A 16,817-nucleotide genomic window follows, 5' to 3' on the forward strand; every position below is an offset into this window, starting at 1 on the left:
CTGCTGGTACGGCATCTGCCGCCTGTTCAATGTCCGAGCAGCCCCACCGCCCGCAGAAGCGTTTGAGGAAGCCCCGGCACATTCAGTCAAAAGGAAGCGTACATGAACGACGCCTCCGTCAGCAGCGCCACCTCCGGCCCTGCCTGTAGCGCACGCATCCTACGGCGGCAGCGCAGTCGCGATAGGTTCAGCTTTAGTATTGGAGGGCGGACTAGCTATTGCAGGCGCCACAACATTTATTCCTTTTGCCGGATGGACCGCAGCAGCAATTGCTCTTTCAGGCGCCGCCATGATAGCTGGAGGTTTATATCTTCACGCGAAGGCCAATGAGCGTGTTCACAACCCCATAGAACTGTGGACCAGTCGAAGCGTTTTCGGCACGCGCCTCAATGACGGCGAGAGTCGTCCTGGCCTGACACTGGATTTTGACAAGAAACTTCCATCGTTCGCTAGCATACAGTCCGAAATCAACGCCTGGTACGCGACATTTTATTCACCCTGCCTACTTTCACACAAAGAGACAAGTCAATTTGACTTAGGACAACTGGATAGTAAATGGACTGAAACTGGTACATGGGCTATTCCAAACTGGACTGCTATCACACACAACGAAGTCTTAGGCAACGCTTCCTTCACTGAGTTCACAGTTCTCTTGCGCGGTTTCCTTCTAGGGCGAGGCGAATGGCAGGCTAGCCTGAGCAGCAAAACTGCGAGCGATAACATAGCAATGCTCCCAGCCATACCTGACTGCTATGCGATCAAAGGAGGACTAATTCTCAACTTTAAAAATGAAATCCAATCCCACAACCACGTCACGCTGCAGATCACATACCAACCTAATCTAGGTTTAGATGAGCAAGCAATCTCTTATAGCACCTTTACACTGGAGAAGTAATCATGGCTATCGCCTGGATCTTCAAACCACATATGCCGACTCACTGCGCCGCCCACATCTCCAGCCAACTTTCGAGCCTAAATAAGCTTTCACTATCCTTAAGAAACCCTTGGGTATCGGATTCCGTATTCATGGGAAAATTATATGTCGCCATGACTTTAGGATTAGCACTTTATTGCTACTCCGGAATCACAGAGGCCGAATACAGAACCATGGTACTAGCAGACCCGCACTCACTCATGCAATACATAGTCGCACCACTTATATTTACACCCTTTCTAGCTTACAGAATTTTTTTCATAAAAACCTTATCAGAGATCCACTTCAACCGCGAAACCAAAAGAATATTATATCAACGCAACAAAAAGCTCATATCTTTTGATTGGGGAAATGTTGAAGGGGGCGTATTCAAACGCACTGAATTCGGCGGTTCATCCTTCAGTACCACTTACGCCCTCGCCTTCGCCCCTCGTCGTGAGGACGGCAGCCTGCACCAAAAGGATTGCCTCTGGGTCGACAGCAACGAACCCACCGAGTCCGACATCCAATACGTCGCCGAAGTCTGGGAATACCTCCGCCACTTCATGGACCACGGCCCGGACAAACTTCCCCCACCTGGCGAACCCGGCGAACCCAACTGGTGGCACAAGCCACTGCACGCGATCTGCCTGACCCCGGCAGAAGCCTGGCGCCACTACGTCCCTTGGCGAACCGGCGAACCCGGCGAAATGCAAGGCAAGAAGAACTGGCAACTGCCGTTCTGGGCCGTGCTGTTCCCCTACAACCTGACCGTCGCCATCTGCTGGTACTTCATCTGCAAACTCTTCAATGTCCGTGCAGCGCCACCACCGGCAGAGGCCTTCGAAGGAGCGCCTGCTAACCCCGAATGATCACCACCTCAAGGTATTCACTCGGCACCACCAATGAAGCAGAGCCCCCCACGTTGCTTTCATTCAGCAACTGGGTCAGATCCCGCTCCAACGCCCCGGCCGCCTCCGGCTCCAGCAAGGCAAACGCCTTGTGCACCGGCCCGTACCAGGTGCGGAACACCTCGATGAAATGCGCCGCCGAACGATAGCGGAAGTTGAAGTACTGGCGACTGACCTGCAGTTCGCCAAGCGCCCCCTCGAACAGCACACGTAGTTGTTCCTCGTCGCCCCAGCGCGAAGGTGGCAAGGCCCCGGCTGGCGGCGGCACGTGCCGCCCGAGGGTCTTGAACATCTGCCCGACGAACCCTTGCGGGGTCCAGTTGGCCAGGCCGATCCGGCCACCGCGCCGGCACACCCGGCTCAATTCGTGCGCGGCCCGAGCCTGGTCGGGGGCGAACATCACGCCGAAGGTGGAAAGCACAGCATCGAAGGTGCCATCGGCAAACGGCAGCGCTTCGGCATCGGCGGTCTGGAACACCACGTTGAAATGCTCGGCCCGCGCACGTTCTTCACCGCGCTTGAGCAGTTCGGGCACATAGTCGGTGGAGGTAACGCGGCAGCCGCGCCGGGCGGCGGCCAGGGTGGCATTGCCGTTGCCGGCGGCGACATCCAGCACCTGCTCGTCCCAGCGCAGGTCACAGGCTTCTGCCAGGCGCTCGCCAACCAGTTGCAGGGTGGTGCCGATTACCGCGTAGTCGCCACTGGCCCACGCGGCTTGCTGGCGGGCTTTGAGGGCATTGGTATCCAAAGGGGTGCTCATGGTCTGCGCCTTCTTGTTGTGCGCGGCCGAGGTCCTTCTGGCGGTCAACGCGCCATGGATTCAAGGGATGGGAGCAAAACGCTACGCGCCTGGCGGGCGAAGCGGCAAGAAATAATAAGCGGTGAAGCAAGATCGATTTGGTGTAAACACCAGAGATGAAAGGCATATGAGCTCTATTGGCTCATGCTCCCCCTGTGGGAGCGGCCTTGTGTCGCGAAAGGGCCGCACAGCGGCCCCAGCAATATTCGCATCACCGCAGTAACCCTGGGGCTGCTACGCAGCCCTTTCGCGACACAAGGCCGCTCCCACAAGGCCTTGCGTTCTGCGAAGGAAAGAATACCTGTCAGATATCAGGCGAACCTGGCCCGGGCCGCGTGCAGCTTCTTGTAGCTTTCGATCAGGCGCAGGTGGCGATCGAGGCCTTCGAGCTTCATGCTGGTCGGGGTCAGACCATGGAAGCGTACGCTGCCGTCCACCGAGCCCAGCACCGCGTCCATGCGCGGGTTGCCGAACATGCGCCGGAAGTTGGCCTCGTAGTCGTCCATTTCCAGTTCGTCGTCCAGCAGCACTTCCAGCACCACGTTCAACGCCTGGTAGAACAACCCGCGCTCGACGGTGTTGTCGTTGAACTGCAGGAACGCCTCGACCAGCTCCTTGGCATCCTCGAAGCGCTGCACCGCCAGGCAGATGAGCAGCTTCAGCTCAAGAATGGTCAACTGGCCCCACACCGTGTTCTCGTCGAACTCCACGCCGATCAGCGTGGTGATGGTGGTGTAGTCATCCACATCACAATTGTCCAGACGCTTGAGCAGCAGCTTGAGCGAGCGGTTGTCCAGGCTGTGCAGGTTGAGGATGTCGGCACGGAACGACAAGGCGCGGTTGGTGTTGTCCCAGATCAGGTCTTCGACCGGGTAGATCTCCGAATAGCCCGGCACCAGGATGCGGCAGGCGGTGGCGCCAAGGTTGTCGTACACCGCCATGTACACTTCCTTGCCCAGGTCTTCGAGGATGCCGAACAGGGTCGCGGCCTCCTGCACGTTGGAATCCTCGCCGTGGCCGGAGAAGTCCCACTCGACGAACTCGAAGTCGGCCTTGGCACTGAAGAAGCGCCACGACACCACGCCGCTGGAGTCGATGAAGTGCTCGACGAAGTTGTTCGGCTCGGTCAGCGCGTGGCTTTCGAAGGTCGGTTGCGGCAGGTCGTTCAAGCCTTCGAAGCTGCGGCCCTGCAGCAGTTCGGTGAGGCTGCGCTCCAGCGCCACCTCCAGGCTCGGGTGGGCACCGAACGAGGCGAACACGCCACCGGTGCGCGGGTTCATCAAGGTCACGCACATGACCGGGAACTCCCCCCCCAACGACGCATCCTTGACCAGCACCGGGAAGCCCTGCTCTTCCAGGCCCTGGATGCCGGCAACGATGGCCGGATACTTGGCCAGTACCTCCTGCGGCACATCCGGCAGGCACAGCTCACCTTCGAGGATTTCACGCTTCACGGCGCGCTCGAAGATTTCCGACAGGCACTGCACCTGGGCCTCGGCCAGGGTGTTGCCAGCGCTCATGCCGTTGCTGAGGAACAGGTTCTCGATCAGGTTGGACGGGAAGTACACCACCTGCTGGTCGGACTGGCGCACGAACGGCAGCGAGCAGATGCCGCGCGCGGTGTTGCCCGAGTTGGTGTCGTACAGGTGCGAGCCGCGCAGCTCGCCGTCCGGGTTATAGATTGCCAGGCAGTGCTCATCGAGGATCTCGGCCGGCAGCGCATCGCGTGGGCCGGGTTTGAACCACTGCTCGTTCGGGTAGTGCACGAACGGCGCGTTGGCCAGGTCCTCGCCCCAGAACTGGTCGTTATAGAAGAAGTTGCAGTTCAGCCGCTCGATGAACTCGCCCAGCGCCGAGGCCAGCGCGGCCTCCTTGGTCGCGCCCTTGCCGTTGGTGAAGCACATTGGCGACTGGGCGTCGCGCACGTGCAGCGACCACACGTTGGGCACGATGTTGCGCCACGAGGCGATTTCGATCTTCATCCCCAGACCGGCGAGGATGCCCGACATGTTGGCGATGGTCTGCTCCAGCGGCAGGTCCTTGCCGGGGATGTAGGTGCTGGTGTCCGCCACCGGCATCAGCAGGCCCTGGGCATCGGCGTCGAGGTTGTCGACCACTTCGATCACGAACTCGGGGCCGGTCTGCACCACCTTCTTCACGGTGCAGCGATCGATGGAGCGCAGGATGCCTTGGCGGTCCTTCTCGGAAATATCTTCGGGCAGCTCGACCTGGATCTTGAAGATCTGGTTGTAGCGGTTTTCCGGGTCGACGATGTTGTTCTGCGACAGGCGAATGTTTTCGGTGGGGATGTCGCGGGTCTGGCAGTACAGCTTGACGAAGTAAGCCGCGCACAAGGCCGAAGACGCCAGGAAATAGTCGAACGGCCCCGGGGCCGAGCCATCACCCTTGTAGCGGATCGGTTGGTCGGCGATCACCGTGAAGTCGTCGAACTTGGCTTCGAGACGGAGATTGTCGAGAAAATTGACCTTGATTTCCATGCGGGATTACCGTGATTTAAGCGTGCAAAACGAAATTGGCCGGCATTATCCGGGTTTTTCTGCCGGAAGTCCTGTTTGCCTGTACCGGCCCTATCGCCGGCAAGCCAGCTCCCACAGGAACTGCACATGACTTGCGGTCGATACGGTCGAGGTGGGAGCCGGCTTGCTGGCGATAGGACCGGTACAGACTTGCGTATTCCACCGAATTGCTTGCCTGATCCTCTGAACCTGCCCCGCCAGCAGACCAGCGGTCACCTCGCTGTGCTAGCGTTTCTGCACTGGGGAGCACCGTACTCCCCGCTCAGAAAAAACCAGGCGACAGCAACCGTTGACGGGCAGGTGAACCATGGAACTACGCATCAACCAGAAGACCTACCAGGTCGAGGCAGACGCCGACACGCCCCTGCTGTGGGTGATCCGCGATGACCTGGGGCTGGCCGGCACCAAGTATGGCTGCGGCCTGGCCCAGTGCGGCGCCTGTTCAGTGCTGGTGGACGGCAACGTGGTACGTGCCTGCGTCACCCCGGTGGCCGGCGTGGTCGGGCGCGAGGTAACCACCATCGAGGCGATCGAGACCGATGTTGTCGGCAAACGGGTGGTCGCGGCCTGGGTCGAGCACCAGGTGGCCCAGTGCGGTTACTGCCAATCCGGCCAGGTGATGGCGGCCACGGCGCTGCTCAAGCACACGCCCAAGCCCAGTGACGCGCAGATCGAGGCAGCCATGGTAAACCTGTGCCGCTGCGGCACCTACAACGCCATCCATGCCGCCGTGCATGAACTGGCGCAAGGGGAGAAGGCCTGATGAACACCCCAGTCGATACCCCCGTTGAACTACTCAAGCTGCAACTGGGCGAAACGGTCAACCTGTCGCGTCGGCGCTTTCTTGCTGGCACGGCTGTCGGTGCCCTGGTGCTGGGTTTCGGCCTGCCCATGGGGTCGGCCCGCGTGCAGGCAGCGGCTGCGGTAACGCCGGAGCGCGGTACTCAGGTGCCGGCGTTTCTGGAGATCCGCCCAGACGGCAAAGTGCGCCTGCTCAGTCCATTCATGGAAGGCGGGCAAGGCCCCTTCACCGCCATGGCGCAGATCGTTGGTGAAGAGCTGGACGTCGACCCGGCCAACTTCGTGGTCGACAGCGCGCCGCCCGGGGAAGCCTATGTGGTGATGGAAAACGGCATGCGCATCACCGGCGGCAGCATGTCGGTGCGCATGAGCTACCCGACCATGCGCCGTCTGGGCGCCCTGGCCCGGGCCATGCTGCTGCAGGCGGGTGCCGAGCAACTGGGCGTGCCGGTCGAAGAACTCTCCACCACGCCGGGTCACGTGGTACATACCACGACTGGCCGTTCCATCCCCTACGGTGAGCTGGCCGGACGTGCCATGGACCTGCCAGTGCCAGACCCGGCCAGCGTCAAGCTGCGCGACCCCAGCCAGTTTCGCTGGATCGGCAAGCCGGTACGTCGCCTGGATGCCTACGACAAGTCCACCGGCAAGGCCGTGTACAGCATCGACATAAAGGTCGACGGCATGCTCCACGCTGCCGTGCAGCACGCACCACGCCTGGGCATGACCGTCGGCAGCCTGCGCAACGAAGACCAGGTCAAGGCCATGAAAGGCGTGCATTCGGTGCATCAACTGCCGGGCGCCGTGGCGGTGGTTGCCGAACGCTGGTGGCACGCCAAGCGCGCGGTCGAAGCCATCCAGGTGGACTGGAAAGAGCCCGCTGCCGACAGCCCGGTACGGCCGATGCCGGCCGATTTCTCCAGCGATGGTTGGCGCGAACACCTGGCCACGGTCACGGGCCCGGCGCGCGACGATGAAAACCAGGGCGATGTGGCCGGCATGCTGGCCAGTGCCAAGACCCAAGTCGAGGCCACCTACCACAACCAGTACCTCAACCACGCCCAGCTGGAACCGCCATCGGCTCTGGCGCGCTTCAACCCGGACGGCACCCTGGAGGTGTGGCTGCCCAACCAGGCGCCGGACATGTTCCGTGACGACATCGCCAAACGCACCGGCCTGGCCCCGGCGCAGATCACCCTGCATTCGCCGCTGCTGGGCGGTTTCTTTGGCCGCCACTTCCTGTACGACTCGGCCAACCCCTACCCGCAGGCCATTGCCTTGGCCAAGGCGGTCGGCCGGCCGGTGAAACTCATCTGGAGCCGCGAGGAAGAATTCCTCCGCGATGTACTGCGCCCGGTCGCCGTGGTGAAGTTCCGCGCCGGGCTGGATGCCGACGGCCTGCCGGTGGCCCTCGAAGCAGTGAGCGCCACCGAAGGCCCGACCGAAGCCATCGCCGGCAAGCAAGGCGAAAAGCTCGACCCGACCGCGCTCGAAGGGCTGTCGGGCAAGTCTTACGCCATCGCCAACAAGCGCATCGCGCAGATCTACGTCAAAGGCCCGGCCATGCTCGGCTACTGGCGCTCGGTGGGCAACTCGCTGAACGACTTCTTCTATGAGTCGTTCCTCGACGAGTTGGCCGACAAAGGCGGCAAGGACCCGTTCGAACTGCGCCTGCACCTGCTGCGCGACAACCCGCGCCTGACCAACCTGTTGCAGGCCGTCGCCGAACTGTCCGGCGGCTGGAAGCGTGGGCCTTTCACCGCCGAGGATGGCAGCAAACGGGCGCGTGGCGTGGCCATGGCCTCGCCGTTCGGCTCGGAGGCCGCGGTCATTGCCGAAGTGTCGATCGAGAACGGCCAGGTCAAGGTGCACGACATCTGGCAGGCCATCGACCCAGGCAGCATCGTCAACCCGGCCATCATCGAGCACCAGGTCAACGGCGCCGTCGCCCTGGGCCTGTCGCAGACGCTGCTGGAAGAAGCGGTGTACGTGGATGGCAAGCCGCGCGCGCGTAACTACGATCTGTACCCGATCCTGCCGCCGTCGCGCATGGCCAGGGTACATGTGCGCATTGTCGAAAGCGGGGCGAAGATGGGCGGCATCGGCGAGCCACCGTTGCCCGCGGTGGCACCGGCGGTGGCCAACGCAGTCGCGCAGCTCACCGGCCAGCGCGTGCGCAGCCTGCCATTGAGCCGCCATACCTTCAGCTGAGCACACAAGGACGCCCCATGACCCATCGCTTCGCAAGAACCGCTTGCTGGCTGGCACTGCCGTGCCTGGTCGCGGCAAGCCTGCTGGCCTGGTACGTCACCCGCGAGCCCGCCTCGCCGTTTGCCGGTACGCAGGCCACGGCCACCGACCCGGCGCTGGTCAGCCGCGGCGAGTATGTGGCCCGGCTCAGCGACTGCGTGGCGTGCCACAGCCTGCCGGACGGCAAACCGTTCGCCGGCGGACTGGAAATGGCCACCCCGCTGGGGGCGATCCACGCCACCAACATCACCCCCGACCGCGACACCGGCATCGGTCACTACAGCCTGGCCGACTTCGACCGTGCCGTACGCCAGGGCGTCGCGCCCGGTGGCCGGCGGCTGTACCCGGCCATGCCCTACCCGTCCTACGCCAAGCTCAGCGATGACGATGTCAAGGCGCTGTACGCCTTCTTCATGCGCGGCGTACAACCGGTGCAGCAGGCCAACCTGGCCAGCGACATTCCCTGGCCGCTGAACTGGCGCTGGCCCATTGCCATGTGGAATGGCTTGTTCGCCGCCACCACGCCATACGCCGACCAGGCCGGGCAAGATGCACAGTGGAACCGCGGCGCCTACCTCGTCCAGGGTCCCGGCCACTGCGGCAGCTGCCATACGCCGCGCGGCCTGGCCTTCAACGAAAAGGCCCTGGATGACAGCGGCAAGCCGTTCCTCGCCGGAGCCCTGCTCGATGGCTGGTACGCACCGAGCCTGCGTGCCGACCCCAACACCGGGCTGGGGCGCTGGAGCGAGGCCGAGATTGCACAGTTCCTCAAGACCGGGCGCAACCGGCATGCAGTGGTATTCGGCTCGATGACCGAGGCGTTCAACAACTCCACGCAGTTCATGAGCGACGACGACCTGTCCGCCATCGCCCACTACCTCAAGTCGCTGCCCGGCGACCCGCAACGCGATGGCGCGCCGTGGCAATACCAGGCCCAGTCGGCAGCGGCACGGCTCGATAGCCCTGGGGCGCATACCTATGTAACCCGCTGTGCGTCGTGCCACGGCCTGGACGGCAAGGGCCAGGCCGAATGGATGCCACCCTTGGCCGGCGCCACTTCGGCACTGGCCAAGGAAGACGCCTCGGCGATCAATATCACCCTCAATGGTTCGCAACGGGTGGTGACGGCCGGGTTGCCCGATGCCTATCGCATGCCGGCCTTCCGTGAGCAATTGAGTGACCAGGAAATTGCAGATGTGCTGGGTTTCGTGCGCAGCGCCTGGGGGAACAATGGCGGCGCGGTGAATGCGCAGGCGGTGGGCAAGTTGCGTGGGCATACCGACCCGGCCAGCAGCAGCCCGATCATTTTGCATATGCGATGAAATCTGGTGGCTGTACCGGTCTCTTCGCGGGTGAATCCGCTCCCACAGGTACTGCACAGGTCTCATGACTAGTGCACTCCTGTGGGAGCGGGCATGCCCGCGAAGAGGCCGGCACCGCCCCCCCTTGAACATCAGGTTTAATGGAGTCCCCATGGAAAGCATCGACCTGCTGGTCCTGCGCACCACCCGAGACTGGCTCGCCGCCGGCCACCGCGCCCTGCTTGCCACGGTCGCCCGCACCTGGGGCTCCTCCCCCCGCCCGGTGGGCTCGATGATGGCGCTGCGCAGCGACGGCCGTGTGGTCGGCAGTGTCTCTGGCGGCTGCATCGAAGACGACCTTATCCACCGCTACACCAGCGCCTACGGCGGCCCCGGCATGCCGGGCGGCTTGCCCCAGGTGGTGCGCTATGGCGTCAGCGCCGACGAGGCCCACCGCTTCGGCCTGCCCTGTGGCGGTACCCTCGAACTGGTGCTGGAATTCGCCCCGTCGTTGCAACACCTCGAGCAGCTGCTCGCCGACCTCGACAGCGGCAGGCTGGTACATCGTGGGCTCGACCTGTGCAGCGGTGAAACCAGCCTCACCGCCACCACCACGCCCGAACTGTTCAGCTTCGATGGCCAGCACATGCTCAGCACCCTAGGCCCCGGCTACCGCCTGCTGCTGATCGGTGCCGGCGCGCTGGCCGAATACCTGGCGACCATGGCCCTGTTCAATGGCTTCAGCGTTTCACTGTGCGACCCGCGACCCGAGTACACCGCAGGCTGGAACGTTGCCGGCGTCAACCGCCTGGCCGGCATGCCGGACGACGTGGTCCGCGCCTTCGCCCCGGACCTGCGCAGCGCCATTGTCGCCGTCAGCCACGACCCCAAGCTGGACGACCTGGCCCTGCTCGAAGCCCTGCACAGCCCGGCGTTCTACATTGGTGCCATCGGCTCACGGCGCAACAGCCAGCTGCGCCGCGAGCGGCTGATCGAACACTTCGGCGAAAGCGAAGCGTCGTTGCAGCGCCTGCACGGCCCTATCGGCATCTATATCGGTAGCAAGACCCCGGCCGAGATCGCCGTCAGCGTCATGGCCGAGATCCTCGCGGCAAAGAACAATGTCAGCCTGCCCGGCGCGGTCAGCGTGACCCGGGCCAAGGAAGCCGCGCAGTTGGCCCTGTAGGCGCGCATCCCGGGCTGCTACTGCCAACGCTCCAGGTTTTGCTGCAACAGCTGCTCCGGCAGCGCCCCGGCAACGATCTTCTCCATCTCCCTCGCCAGCGCCTCACGCAGCTGCGGCTGGTTGCAGGGCGATTCATGGGACAGCGCCAGGTACAGCCCTTCGCTGGATATCGGTGGCTCCAGCACCTGTACAGTGTCGGCAATCCCCAAGGTGCGCGCCAGCGCCATGCCGGGGTACTGCTCGTACACCACGTAGTCGCTACGCTTGTGCACCAACTTCTCGAACGCCTGCCTGGCACCGGGTACCGCTTCGAGGGTGAGATTGGCCTTGGCGTAGTCGTCGAACTGCTGGCCGTGGCTGTTGTTGACCAGCGTGCCACCTTTGCGGCCCTTCAGGTCGGCCCACTGCCGGTAGGCAAAGGCACTGTCCTGGCGCACCCAGACAACGCTGGGTGTATGCAAAAATGCCGGAGTAATGAAGTCCATCTGTTGCTGACGGTCCTTGGTCAGGAAATACCCGGCCATCAGGTCGATTCGGCCCGTGCGTACTTCTTCCTGGGCGCGCGACCACGGCCCGCCGTAGACCACCTCGATTTCCAGCCCCAGTTGCTTGCCCAGGTACTTGAGCAGGTCGGCATTGGCACCGATCAGTTGTTGGGGGTTTTGCGGGTCGCGCCACAGGTAAGGAGGGTATTCCGGGTTGCCGGTAGCAGTCAGCCGCCGGCATTCCTCATCCGCTACCGCCGCCAGCGGCAGCAGCAACAGGCACTGCAACAGCGGCAAAGCGTGGCGAAAGCAGCGCTCGATCATCGACAACCCTCGGCACATGTATCATCCGGAGACCCGGAGCGGTGGCCAAAGGCTGCCACATCCTGTGGTCGACTGCAGCATCCATCTGTGCGTGCTGTAGACAGTCTGGACCATGTATGGCCATTGGGTTGGCCTTTCATCGGCCGGAACAAGCGGCCCTCATATTTCAGGCACCCTGCCGACGCATCGCCAGGATCGCCGCGCCAAAACCGATAAAGGTCGTGCCCACCACCCGGCTCACCCAGCGCGACAGCGACGGCCGGGTCAGCACGCCCTTGGCCCGCGCCGCCAGTGCGGCATACAGGCTCAGAGAAACCAGCGACAACGCGACGAAAATTCCGGTCAGGATCAGGAACTGCGGCAGCAACGCCGCCCCCTGGTCGATGAACTGCGGGAACAGCGCGGTGAAGAACATGGTCGCCTTGGGGTTGGTCACTGCCGTGAGGAATGCCGACTTGTACAGCTTCAGCGGCGTGGGCCGGACCTTGGCCATACCCTCTGCGGCGCCTTGCGCCAGCATCGGGCTCTTTTTCAGCAATTGCCGCGCCCCCAGGTAGAACAGGTAGCCCGCCCCCAGGATCTTCACGGCATTGAACAGCATTTCGGAACTGGCCAGCAGCGCACCCAGCCCCAGCATGGCGGCAGCCGACAGGCAGAACAGGCCCGAGCCATTGCCCAGTGACGACCAGATCGCGCTGCGCTGGCCATGGGCGAGGCTGTTGTTGATGGCCATCAGGGTGGCAGGGCCGGGGCTGGCGATCGCGATGGCAGCGACCAGGGTAAAGGCAAACAGCGAGTGAGAATCCATTTTCAGGCTCGTCAGACAATCAGGAAAGGGCGCGCGCGGGACACGCAGGTTCAACCTGTATTCTGCCGCTTGGCCGCCTTCTTGGCGATAGCCTTCATTCGCGTTGCGGCCCGCTGCACGGTGGCCATCTTCTCGGGGCGCTTCATGCCCCGCCATTTGCGAATTTCGTCACGGGTGCGGCCGCAGCTCACGCACAACTCGCTGTTGAGCTGGCACAGCGAGACGCAAGGGTTGTCGATGTCTTTCGCCATGCCACCACTCAGCCGGGCATTTCCGCCTGTGCACGCTCGGCGGCACTGTGAAACACCTGGCGTACTTCCTCGGCCTTGACCTTGCTGACCGACCTGGCAGCCAGCAGCTCGTCGACCACACGCAAGCCCTGCTCCAGGGCGGTGGCCAGTTGCTCGCGGTCGGAGGCGTCAGCGATATCACCCAGATAAGGAGCGATGAGATACACGTAACGGTCCTGCAGCTTGAGCGCTTCCAGCGCGTCGAGGGCTTTCTGGAACCGATCGGCAGCGGCAGGGCTCATGCTCAATTTATCGAAATGAATCAGGCTCACACGGTCAGTGGCCATTTTGACGAATCTCCGTTTCCTGGTGCGGCCAGGCCCACAAGCAGCAGCGCTTCTACGGTGCTCGGATGTGCAGGCCCGGGGAATGCCCATCAGGGTACCAGAACGCGAGACAGAAAGGGCCATCGCCCCCAGAACTAAAAGTATCTGGCAGGTCGCGTAATGGACGCCCCGGGGCGCTATCGGGACAGGAGCTGCCGTTTCCTGCACAGGATAATCGTGCCAGCAGTCTCCCCGCCGAGGGAGTCATCGAACTCGGTAGCCCACACAAAACTACAAGCCTGTACCTGCAGGTAAGCCAGAAAGGGGCCTCATCATTCATGGCAAAGGAACACATCACCGAAACGCTCGACCTTGGCGTGACGGACCCCTCGAAAACCGCAGAAGCACGCCAGGACCGGCATTTCGAGGGCAAGCTTGACTGGATCGTCTTTGGCTTCACCAGCCTCCTGGCAATCGCTTTCGTCCTCTGGGGCTTCCTCAATCAGGCCAGCCTCGCCAGCAGCGCCTCCAGCGCGCAATCCTGGGTCATTCTCAACTTCGGCTGGTTCTTCGTACTCACCTCTACCCTGTTCGTGGTGTTCGTGCTGTGGCTGGCCGCCAGCCGATACGGCCGGGTTCCGCTGGGCCGTGATGGCGAACAGCCAGAATTCCGCACGGTGTCCTGGGTGGCGATGATGTTCAGCGCCGGCATGGGCATCGGCCTGATGTTCTTCGGCGTTGCCGAACCGCTGTCGCACTACGTGTCGCCACCGCCTGGGACGACCACTGGGCAGTCCAGCGAGGCGATGCAGGTGGCCATGGCCACCACGCTGTTCCACTGGACCCTGCACCCCTGGGCCATGTACGCCATCGTCGGCCTGGTGATTGCCTATGGCACCTTCCGCCGCGGCCGCTCGCAGTTGATTTCTGCCGCCTTTCGGCCATTGATCGGCAAGCATGCCAACGGCCCGCTCGGCCGCCTGATAGACATGATGGCGATCTTCGCCACGCTGTTCGGCTCGGCTGCCTCGCTGGGCCTCGGCGCGCTGCAGATCGCCGGTGGCCTGGAGTACAACGGCTGGATCGAAAGCCCTGGCAAGCTGTTCTACATCTCGATCATCACTTTGCTGACCATTGCCTTCGTCACCTCGGCGGTGTCGGGCATCGGCAAGGGCATCCAGTGGCTGTCCAACACCAACATGGTGCTGGCACTGGTGCTGGCAGTGTTCGTGTTTTTGGTCGGCCCGACCCTGCTGATGCTCAACCTGCTGCCAACCTCGATCGGCATCTACGCCAAGATGCTGCCGGAAATGATGGCCCGCACCAACGCCAGCGGCGGTGAGCAGATGAACAGCTGGCTGGCCGGCTGGACCGTGTTCTACTGGGCCTGGTGGATTTCCTGGACGCCGTTCGTGGGCATGTTCATCGCCCGTATCAGCCGCGGCCGCACCATCCGCCAGTTCGTCACCGGGGTGCTGCTGGTACCGAGCCTGGTCAGCCTGGTGTGGTTCACCATCTTTGGCGGCGCGAGTATCGATGCCCTGCGCGAAGGCGCCTTCCAGCTGGCCAATGGTGCGGTCAACAGCAACCACGCGCTGTACCAGCTGCTGGACAGCTACCCGCTGGCCTCGGCGACTTCAGTGCTGGTGATGGTTCTGGTGGGTATCTTCTTCGTCTCCGGTGCCGATGCGGCCTCACTGGTCATGGGCACGCTATCGGAGCACGGCACCACCACGCCATCGCGACGCACGGTGATTTTCTGGGGTGCGCTGACCGGTACGGTGGCGGCGATCATGCTGGCAATCGGCGACCCACGCGACCCTGGCGAGGCGCTGACTGGCCTGCAGAACCTGACCATCGTCGTGGCCCTGCCGTTCGTCGTGGTGATGGTGCTGCTATGCCTGGCGCTGTACCGCGACCTGCGCAAGGACCCGATGATGCTGCGCCACCTGCGCGGCAACGAGCTGATCGAGAAGGCCGTGCTGTATGGCGCGGTGAAGCATGGCGAAGAGTTCTACATCGTGGTGCAGGAGAAGAAGACTTCGACCAAGCCGGCGTCGGCAGAGGCCGAAGTGACCGGCAACTGACCTGGCAAGTTTGTGGAATCGGGGGCTGCTGCGCAGCACCCGATCAAGATGCCTTCACTGCCGTGGTCAGCCCTTCAACGCCGCCTCTATCCTGGCCACATCGATCTTGCCCATCTGCATCATGGCATCGAACGCCCGCTTGGCCGCCGCCCGGTCGGGGTGGCCGATGGCTTCGATGAGGATGCGTGGGGTGATCTGCCACGAAATCCCCCATTTATCCTTGCACCAGCCGCAGACGCTGGCCTCCCCGCCGTTGCCGACAATGGCATCCCACAAGCGGTCGGTCTCGGCCTGGTCCTCGGTGCTGACCTGGAATGAAAACGCCTCGCAATGCGTGAAGGCCTTGCCTCCGTTGAGCCCCACGCACGGAATACCCATGACGCTGAACTCCACGGTAATCACATCACCCTGTTTCCCGGATGGATAATCAGCAGGTGCCTGATGCACCGCTATCACTGTCGTGTCGGGGAAGACGCTGGCGTAAAAGTTCGCGGCCTCCTCGGCGTCGTTGTCGTACCAGAGGCAGATTGTGTTCTTGGCTGTCATGGTCTTGCTCCATGAAAGAGTGTGAGCCCTTGAGTCTAGTCCGGAGTTGCCGGTTGGAGCCTTGCAACATCCTGCAGACATTTCCGATATCAGGTAGTGAACCTGCTGACAAAAAAACGGTCTTTCGCTAACGGTCAACTCACCGACCGGTTCATCGGCCCAGTCACCGGGCCTACTTTTGTCCTGTTTCAGCGAAGACCCAACATGCCCGATTCCCGCCCAACTGCTTCCGCCCTCACTGCCCTGCGCAGCGGCCTGATCGCCGCCCTGGTGGCCCTTGCCGTACCGGTGCACGCCGAAGAGCCTGCCAGCGATGCGCGCTGGGTCAGCGACAGCCTGAGCACCTATGTGCGCAGTGGACCGACCGATGGCCACCGCATCGTCGGTACGCTCAAGTCCGGGCAGAAGCTGACCCTGATCGGCAGCCAGGGCAACTACAGCCAGGTGCGCGGGCAAAACGGCGATGTGGTGTGGATTCTCAGCAACGACCTGCAGTCGGTGCCAGGCCAGGGCGAGCGCCTGCCGCAGCTCGATGCCCAGGTCGCGGACCTGACCGGGCAATTGAAGAATATCGACGACAGCTGGAAGAACCGCGTGCAGGGCATGCAGGAAACCCTAGATTCACGCAAGAAACTGATCGACGAGCTGGAAGCGCGCAACAAGGCGCTGAATGAACAGCTCGACCAGAGCCAGTCGGAGCTGCGCGATACCCAGGCACGCCTGGGGGACGAGAACAAACAGGTGATGATGCGCTACATGGTGTATGGCGGCAGCATTGCCGGCGCGGGCTTGCTGGCGGGGCTGATCCTGCCGTCGCTGACCCGTGGGCGCAGGAAGAACGATCGCTGGTTCTGACTGGGCCCTCCTGCACTGGCCTCTTCGCGGGCTTGCCCGCTCCCACAGGATTTCCAACAGGCCCAAGGCCTGTGCAGTACCTGTGGGAGCGGGCAAGCCCGCGAAGAGGCCAGTGCAGGACTGCAGCTACTTCCCGCGCGCCTTGTTGTAGATGGTCTTGGCCCGGTCTGCCGAGGCCTGGCACTTGGTCATGTCCCCCGCAGTCTGCCCCTCCTTGGCCTGCTTCAACAGCTCGTGGTAGTCGTGCGCCATGCCACCGTGCAGTGCCTGGCCATCGGTCTTTTGAATGTCTTCAAGCTCCTTGATCTTGGCCGCACAGTTGCTCACAGGGTCTGCGTGTGCGGCAAAACTGAGGACCGAGGCAATCACCAGCAAAGGTATGCATTTCGTGGATTTCATGGAGCGTTCTCCTGGAAAACCTGAAGGGTCGTCGAGATGACAGGCTCGACGCAGCAAAC

Annotated in this window: 16 protein-coding genes; 8 read left to right on the plus strand and 8 right to left on the minus strand. The window is 62.7% G+C overall.

The window, feature by feature from the left end; genetic code table 11:
• The first annotated feature begins 199 nt into the window (after window positions 1–199).
• Both M2S36_RS19855 and M2S36_RS19860 read left to right on the plus strand, forming a co-directional pair.
• Window positions 200–895: a hypothetical protein gene (locus tag M2S36_RS19855; protein WP_333957710.1), complete on the plus strand. Its 696-nt coding sequence runs from the start codon at window positions 200–202 to the stop codon at window positions 893–895.
• Window positions 896–897: 2 nt separating this feature from the next.
• On the plus strand, window positions 898–1,785 hold the full coding sequence (locus tag M2S36_RS19860; RefSeq protein WP_442969529.1) for a DUF6708 domain-containing protein: 888 nt from the start codon (window positions 898–900) through the stop codon (window positions 1,783–1,785).
• Here M2S36_RS19860 and M2S36_RS19865 read toward each other — a convergent pair.
• Entirely contained in the window at window positions 1,772–2,584 is an 813-nt protein-coding gene (locus tag M2S36_RS19865; RefSeq protein ID WP_207837781.1) for a class I SAM-dependent methyltransferase, read from the minus strand. The two genes, M2S36_RS19860 and M2S36_RS19865, sit on opposite strands and share 14 nt — an antisense overlap.
• A gap of 350 nt (window positions 2,585–2,934) precedes the next feature.
• The gene (locus tag M2S36_RS19870) at window positions 2,935–5,121 is read right to left on the minus strand and encodes an OsmC domain/YcaO domain-containing protein (RefSeq protein ID WP_207837783.1); all 2,187 of its coding nucleotides are present in this window, start codon (window positions 5,119–5,121) and stop codon (window positions 2,935–2,937) included.
• 346 nt (window positions 5,122–5,467) lie between these two features.
• On the opposite strand from M2S36_RS19870, the gene M2S36_RS19875 reads away from it, so the two are divergent.
• From M2S36_RS19875 to M2S36_RS19890, 4 genes are all read left to right on the plus strand, one after another.
• Window positions 5,468–5,923 carry a (2Fe-2S)-binding protein gene (locus M2S36_RS19875; protein ID WP_333957712.1) on the plus strand — a complete coding sequence of 152 codons (456 nt, stop codon included), beginning with the start codon at window positions 5,468–5,470 and terminating at the stop codon, window positions 5,921–5,923.
• On the plus strand, window positions 5,923–8,172 hold the full coding sequence (locus M2S36_RS19880; protein ID WP_233687950.1) for a xanthine dehydrogenase family protein molybdopterin-binding subunit: 2,250 nt from the start codon (window positions 5,923–5,925) through the stop codon (window positions 8,170–8,172). The genes M2S36_RS19875 and M2S36_RS19880 overlap by 1 nt, the downstream gene beginning before the upstream one ends.
• Before the next feature lie 17 nt (window positions 8,173–8,189).
• Window positions 8,190–9,533 carry a c-type cytochrome gene (locus tag M2S36_RS19885; RefSeq protein WP_333957714.1) on the plus strand — a complete coding sequence of 448 codons (1,344 nt, stop codon included), beginning with the start codon at window positions 8,190–8,192 and terminating at the stop codon, window positions 9,531–9,533.
• 151 nt (window positions 9,534–9,684) lie between these two features.
• Window positions 9,685–10,698, plus strand: a complete 1,014-nt coding sequence (locus M2S36_RS19890) for an XdhC family protein (RefSeq protein ID WP_207837790.1) — start codon at window positions 9,685–9,687, stop codon at window positions 10,696–10,698.
• A gap of 17 nt (window positions 10,699–10,715) precedes the next feature.
• Here M2S36_RS19890 and M2S36_RS19895 read toward each other — a convergent pair whose 3' ends face one another.
• The 4 genes from M2S36_RS19895 to M2S36_RS19910 form a co-directional block, all read right to left on the minus strand.
• Entirely contained in the window at window positions 10,716–11,507 is a 792-nt protein-coding gene (locus M2S36_RS19895; protein ID WP_207837792.1) for a substrate-binding periplasmic protein, read from the minus strand.
• A 166-nt stretch (window positions 11,508–11,673) separates the two neighbouring features.
• Window positions 11,674–12,315 carry a LysE family translocator gene (locus M2S36_RS19900; RefSeq protein ID WP_207837794.1) on the minus strand — a complete coding sequence of 214 codons (642 nt, stop codon included), beginning with the start codon at window positions 12,313–12,315 and terminating at the stop codon, window positions 11,674–11,676.
• Window positions 12,316–12,365: 50 nt separating this feature from the next.
• Entirely contained in the window at window positions 12,366–12,566 is a 201-nt protein-coding gene (locus M2S36_RS19905) for a DUF1289 domain-containing protein (protein WP_063913642.1), read from the minus strand.
• A gap of 8 nt (window positions 12,567–12,574) precedes the next feature.
• Window positions 12,575–12,892 carry a hypothetical protein gene (locus M2S36_RS19910; RefSeq protein WP_207837796.1) on the minus strand — a complete coding sequence of 106 codons (318 nt, stop codon included), beginning with the start codon at window positions 12,890–12,892 and terminating at the stop codon, window positions 12,575–12,577.
• A 317-nt stretch (window positions 12,893–13,209) separates the two neighbouring features.
• Between M2S36_RS19910 and M2S36_RS19915 the strand changes: the two genes are divergently transcribed.
• Window positions 13,210–14,958: a BCCT family transporter gene (locus M2S36_RS19915; protein ID WP_207837798.1), complete on the plus strand. Its 1,749-nt coding sequence runs from the start codon at window positions 13,210–13,212 to the stop codon at window positions 14,956–14,958.
• Window positions 14,959–15,024: 66 nt separating this feature from the next.
• Here M2S36_RS19915 and M2S36_RS19920 read toward each other — a convergent pair whose 3' ends face one another.
• Window positions 15,025–15,504 carry a VOC family protein gene (locus tag M2S36_RS19920; protein ID WP_015270715.1) on the minus strand — a complete coding sequence of 160 codons (480 nt, stop codon included), beginning with the start codon at window positions 15,502–15,504 and terminating at the stop codon, window positions 15,025–15,027.
• Between the two features lie 204 nt (window positions 15,505–15,708).
• On the opposite strand from M2S36_RS19920, the gene M2S36_RS19925 reads away from it, so the two are divergent.
• Window positions 15,709–16,359, plus strand: coding sequence for a TIGR04211 family SH3 domain-containing protein (locus tag M2S36_RS19925; RefSeq protein WP_207837802.1), 651 nt, complete (start codon window positions 15,709–15,711; stop codon window positions 16,357–16,359).
• Between the two features lie 126 nt (window positions 16,360–16,485).
• On the opposite strand, the gene M2S36_RS19930 is transcribed toward M2S36_RS19925, so the two are convergent.
• Window positions 16,486–16,758 carry a hypothetical protein gene (locus tag M2S36_RS19930; RefSeq protein WP_333957715.1) on the minus strand — a complete coding sequence of 91 codons (273 nt, stop codon included), beginning with the start codon at window positions 16,756–16,758 and terminating at the stop codon, window positions 16,486–16,488.
• Window positions 16,759–16,817 lie beyond the last annotated feature (59 nt).

Origin of the sequence: Pseudomonas sp. SF2 (genome assembly GCF_036858055.1) — a bacterium.
Classification (GTDB): Bacteria; Pseudomonadota; Gammaproteobacteria; order Pseudomonadales; family Pseudomonadaceae; genus Aquipseudomonas.

Coding starts and splice junctions, on each gene's coding strand:
- M2S36_RS19860 (WP_442969529.1), top strand. CDS start 898: ATGGCTATCGCCTGGATCTTCAAACCACATATGCCGACTCACTGCGCC.
- M2S36_RS19865 (WP_207837781.1), bottom strand. CDS start 2,584: ATGAGCACCCCTTTGGATACCAATGCCCTCAAAGCCCGCCAGCAAGCC.
- M2S36_RS19870 (WP_207837783.1), bottom strand. CDS start 5,121: ATGGAAATCAAGGTCAATTTTCTCGACAATCTCCGTCTCGAAGCCAAG.
- M2S36_RS19875 (WP_333957712.1), top strand. CDS start 5,468: ATGGAACTACGCATCAACCAGAAGACCTACCAGGTCGAGGCAGACGCC.
- M2S36_RS19880 (WP_233687950.1), top strand. CDS start 5,923: ATGAACACCCCAGTCGATACCCCCGTTGAACTACTCAAGCTGCAACTG.
- M2S36_RS19885 (WP_333957714.1), top strand. CDS start 8,190: ATGACCCATCGCTTCGCAAGAACCGCTTGCTGGCTGGCACTGCCGTGC.
- M2S36_RS19890 (WP_207837790.1), top strand. CDS start 9,685: ATGGAAAGCATCGACCTGCTGGTCCTGCGCACCACCCGAGACTGGCTC.
- M2S36_RS19895 (WP_207837792.1), bottom strand. CDS start 11,507: ATGATCGAGCGCTGCTTTCGCCACGCTTTGCCGCTGTTGCAGTGCCTG.
- M2S36_RS19900 (WP_207837794.1), bottom strand. CDS start 12,315: ATGGATTCTCACTCGCTGTTTGCCTTTACCCTGGTCGCTGCCATCGCG.
- M2S36_RS19905 (WP_063913642.1), bottom strand. CDS start 12,566: ATGGCGAAAGACATCGACAACCCTTGCGTCTCGCTGTGCCAGCTCAAC.
- M2S36_RS19910 (WP_207837796.1), bottom strand. CDS start 12,892: ATGGCCACTGACCGTGTGAGCCTGATTCATTTCGATAAATTGAGCATG.
- M2S36_RS19915 (WP_207837798.1), top strand. CDS start 13,210: ATGGCAAAGGAACACATCACCGAAACGCTCGACCTTGGCGTGACGGAC.
- M2S36_RS19920 (WP_015270715.1), bottom strand. CDS start 15,504: ATGACAGCCAAGAACACAATCTGCCTCTGGTACGACAACGACGCCGAG.
- M2S36_RS19925 (WP_207837802.1), top strand. CDS start 15,709: ATGCCCGATTCCCGCCCAACTGCTTCCGCCCTCACTGCCCTGCGCAGC.
- M2S36_RS19930 (WP_333957715.1), bottom strand. CDS start 16,758: ATGAAATCCACGAAATGCATACCTTTGCTGGTGATTGCCTCGGTCCTC.